The following is a 3,777-nucleotide window of genomic DNA, read 5'->3' on the forward strand; positions in this document are numbered from 1 at the left end:
ATCCATTGCTGACGAATTAAGGGACCATATTCCTGAGCTCCCCGAAAGCCAGATTATACCTTGCATCTGCGTTGAACGGTATCTATGTTATGTTCAACAAAGGAGGCCGACATGGGCGCCCAAATTCGTTCCGCTACGGAAAATGAGGAGCAGGTAGCACTAACGCGCAACAAGCTTGTGCTTGAGCAGGCACGCGCCGTTGGCCTTCTCGGCGCCGCGAAAAATACACGTTTGTCAGGCCGTGTGCCGTCGGAGTTGATCGACGCCGCCAAAAAGCGAGCTCACGTCACGTCCGACACTGAACTGCTGGAACTGGCATTGTCGCGGCTGGCACTAGAGGACGACTTTGGCGCTCGCCTTGTTGGCCGGAAAGGCAGCATTCCGGCGGATATCGATCTTGGGGTTTGATCTTCGTGAGACCCTGCGATTACTGAAGCCCCAAAAGCGGCGGGGAACACTCGAACGCCGAGCCGATGGAGATTTACCCTGGGTAGATGACGAGCCCACTATTGGTGGTCCATTGTTTCTGGACACCAGTGTTTATTTGGACGTCCTGCAGGGACGAACGCCTGAAGCGGTGGATGCGCTCCTGAGGTATCGGCTCTGTCACCATTCGGCAGTTTGTCTTTCCGAACTGACACATGCGTTTGGCCGCCTTGATCCGGCTCACGCGTCGACGAAATCGGCCCTGGAAATTATCCAGCAGACGATTGACGACGTGCCGACGCATAGGCTTCACGCCCCCGAAGCGACGACTTGGGGACAGGCCGGCATCATTGCCGGCCTGCTTTTCCGGCTGAGCAAGATGCCGAAAGGCGAGGGTCACGAGCGACGCTTTATCAATGATGCCCTGATTTTCCTGCAGGCAAGGCAATTGGGTGCGAGCGTCCTGACCGGAAACATCCGGGATTTCGACTATCTCTCCCAGATCATTCCAACTGGACGCATCATTTTGTACCGATTTCCGGCGACAGCACTGTGATGGAGTGCCTCGGAGATCGGGGCGCGGTTTCCGGGACGCAATACGGTATGTGAAAGCATAAGCATAGGCGGGGAGAGAGTAGCCGATGTCGATCAGTATGAAAGAGGCGACCGCCGTCAGTGCAATTGCTGATCTGCTTTATGACTTCCTGCCCGGCAGCGGGAACTCCCGCACTGCATTTCCGCTTGCCGCAAATGAGGTCGGAGTTGGCGAGTTCTGGCAACAAGGCAGCAAGCTTCCATCGCTGGTTCAGCTTCTCACCGCCACGCTGGAACATCGGCGGAATCGGTTCTGCCCTCTCTGTGCGTCAGTCTTTGACGTGGCGCCGGGGGCGTGGCGAGCCGCTAATGCGAGAGGAGATCGAGCAACTGAATACTCTGCTGCGTGGGGTTTCATTTCGAATCCCGGAACTCACGGACGATTCTTTTCTCAACATGCTTCCGGTACGAAATCCAGCGCCGGTGGAAAAACCCATAGCTGGGAAACCAACAGCGGCGCAGGTGAGCTTGCTCTCCCAACAACTGCTCGAGGTCAGCAAGCTTGCACCTCAGCCCCGTGGTTATGCCTTCGAGAAATTTCTTCATGATCTGTTCGCGGCATACAACCTTGCACCACGTGGCTCGTTTCGCCTGACTGGAGAGCAGATTGACGGCAGCTTCGCGCTCGAGGGCGAGACCTATCTTTTAGAAGCTAAATGGCAGAATGAATATTCGGGCATAGCCGACCTGCATGGTTTCTCCGGCAAAGTGCTTACGAAGGCCAAATGGGCGAGAGGTCTCTTCATCAGCAACACCGGATTCAGCCCTGACGGACTAACAGCGTTTGGCAAGGCGCCTACATCGATCATTTGCATGGATGGGCTTGACCTTCATGAAACGCTCTCACGTCAGCTTTCGGTAGCTGACGTGATTGTCAGAAAAGTGCGCCGTGCAGTTGAGACCGGAGGACCATTCGTTCGCGTACGTGATTTATTTTAGGCTGAGCGAACTTCAATCCGCGGACAGCTATTGGAAATATGAACAGATGATCGGGTCGGGGGGCCCTACAATGCACGACTGCAAACCGCCATCCGGGGCGATGAACCGATGGCTGAACTCTTATCCATCCGTTGAAGGATGTTATGGCCACCTGCTTCTCGAGGAAAAGGCCGACAGGGACCCAAATCTCGCTGCCGCGCTCATTCCGTATTTTGAGTCAGCCCACCGTGACGCTCGCGAACATTTTGCTGCTCAGATTGGGATAAATCTTCACCCGGATGCGGATGAAGACGACGACGATGATGATGCGGCCCTGCTTCTGTATCCCCGCTGTCTACCGCCGACCGCCTAGACGTGGCCTTTTCGGTGAGGTCATGACGGGACTTGTCACCGAGCATTTCAAGTTTGTTGGCGCGCACGAATGGTCGATCCCGATCTTTCTCTTTCGCTATCATGCCGACGTCGAAAAGTACCTGTTCGATCTTGCCCGTGACCCAGCCCGCGTTCGGGCCGTCTTTGGCCGTTTTGGCTCGGATTTCCTAGGTGTCTCCCTCGACAGCGACGGTGCCGTGATCCGATTGATCGTGGGCGAGGCAAAATGGCGGGAAACGCTCAACTCAAGCACGGTAAGCAACCTGATGCTCGGCGACTGGAAGAGAAACCGAAACACGGGAGAGAGAGTTAGAAAGGGAGGCGTATGGTTCGAAATCAACCGCGATCTCCCCGTTCCCCATGGTGTGCGCCAGCTTCAGCGATTACTTTTCGAGTGCGATCGGGACGGTCATGCGGCCGCAATCGTCTCTCTCGATAAGGCGCTAGCGTTGCGCAATCCCGTGCCTATTCCGCGAACGAACCTTATTATGATTGCAGGTGATGGCGCCGCGACTAGGGAGCCTCGGACGGCTTTGATTGGATGGGAAGAAACGCCCGAAGAGTACACGTCTTCTAATGACCTCCAGGTCGTCGAGCTGATCCGGTATCGACGCGACGCTTCAAAACGCGAAGCGCGAAGCCAAAGAGGCAAACCGCCGTCTGATTGAGTTGCAGAGCAAGCTGTCGAGCGAAGCCGCTGCCTCCACAAACGGCAAAGCCATTGCGGCGCTGGCGAGGGAGCTCTCGGCGCTTCGAGAGAACGATCATGCATCCCGCCGCCGCGTCGCGGAACGCTCTCGTGTGGAACTCCTGGGAACACTGGCGCAACAGATGTCGGAACTCCGACCCTGGGGTGAAAGTCTAGACCAGGTGAGGCAAATGAGAGTGCCGGCGCCTTCTGAGCTGGAGAGCTGGAAATCAGCTCTTTCTAAAGCGGAAGCCGAGATCGATCGCCACAGCGATGACAGCGGGCGCCTCACGAGTGAGCAGCGGCGTTTACGAGCCGAACTGGATGCAGTGAAGAATTCCACCGGCGTCGTGGACGATCATGAGGCAGCGACGTCGCGATCAGCGCGTGAAGCGGCGTGGGCCAAGCATCGTGAGGCGCTCGATCAATCGACCGCTGCGGCGTTTGAGATCGAGCTGCGGAAAGACGATCTGATCACCAGCGCCCGGCTGGGACACATGGGCGACCTGGCGAAGCTCAATCAAACCTGTCAGAGACTCGCCGTCGCGGAAGCGGAATTGGAACGTTCAGCGGAGCTGCTGAACGCGGCAAAATCGAAACGCGAAGTTATCAGGGCCAACATTCTGGAGTCCGCTCGGAAAATGGCTCCGGCTGTTTCCGGCGAGATCACGCTAGGTGGGCTTGAGGCATGGCTGCGCCGCCGCGAAATGGCCCTCGCGACGGCCGCATTGCTCAGGCAGGCGGAAGGTGACCTACGC

Annotated in this window: 4 protein-coding genes and 1 pseudogene; all 5 read left to right on the forward strand. The window is 57.0% G+C overall.

The genetic code is table 11. The features are described 5' to 3' along the window. The first annotated feature begins 111 nt into the window (after positions 1–111). Positions 112–408, forward strand: coding sequence for a hypothetical protein (locus EOC06_RS34335; RefSeq protein ID WP_095488778.1), 297 nt, complete (start codon positions 112–114; stop codon positions 406–408). Further along, positions 398–982: a type II toxin-antitoxin system VapC family toxin gene (locus EOC06_RS34340; RefSeq protein ID WP_095488765.1), complete on the forward strand. Its 585-nt coding sequence runs from the start codon at positions 398–400 to the stop codon at positions 980–982. Before EOC06_RS34335 ends, EOC06_RS34340 begins: the two co-directional genes overlap by 11 nt. A 119-nt stretch (positions 983–1,101) precedes the next feature. Continuing rightward, positions 1,102–1,959 carry a restriction endonuclease gene (locus tag EOC06_RS34345; RefSeq protein WP_245330053.1) on the forward strand — a complete coding sequence of 286 codons (858 nt, stop codon included), beginning with the start codon at positions 1,102–1,104 and terminating at the stop codon, positions 1,957–1,959. Positions 1,960–2,333: 374 nt separating this feature from the next. Continuing rightward, positions 2,334–2,999 (forward strand): hypothetical protein, encoded by a 666-nt coding sequence (locus EOC06_RS34350; RefSeq protein ID WP_306462376.1) that lies wholly within the window; start codon positions 2,334–2,336, stop codon positions 2,997–2,999. Positions 3,000–3,210: 211 nt separating this feature from the next. Further along, positions 3,211–3,777, forward strand: a pseudogene (locus tag EOC06_RS34355) (hypothetical protein); the annotation flags it as partial.

Origin of the sequence: Mesorhizobium sp. M7A.F.Ca.MR.362.00.0.0 (assembly GCF_004023175.1) — a bacterium.
Lineage (GTDB): Bacteria > Pseudomonadota > Alphaproteobacteria > Rhizobiales > Rhizobiaceae > Mesorhizobium.

Bases quoted from the DNA above. Each gene is read 5' to 3' on its own strand.
- EOC06_RS34350 (WP_306462376.1), top strand. From the start codon at position 2,334: ATGACGGGACTTGTCACCGAGCATTTCAAGTTTGTTGGCGCGCACGAA.
- EOC06_RS34335 (WP_095488778.1), top strand. From the start codon at position 112: ATGGGCGCCCAAATTCGTTCCGCTACGGAAAATGAGGAGCAGGTAGCA.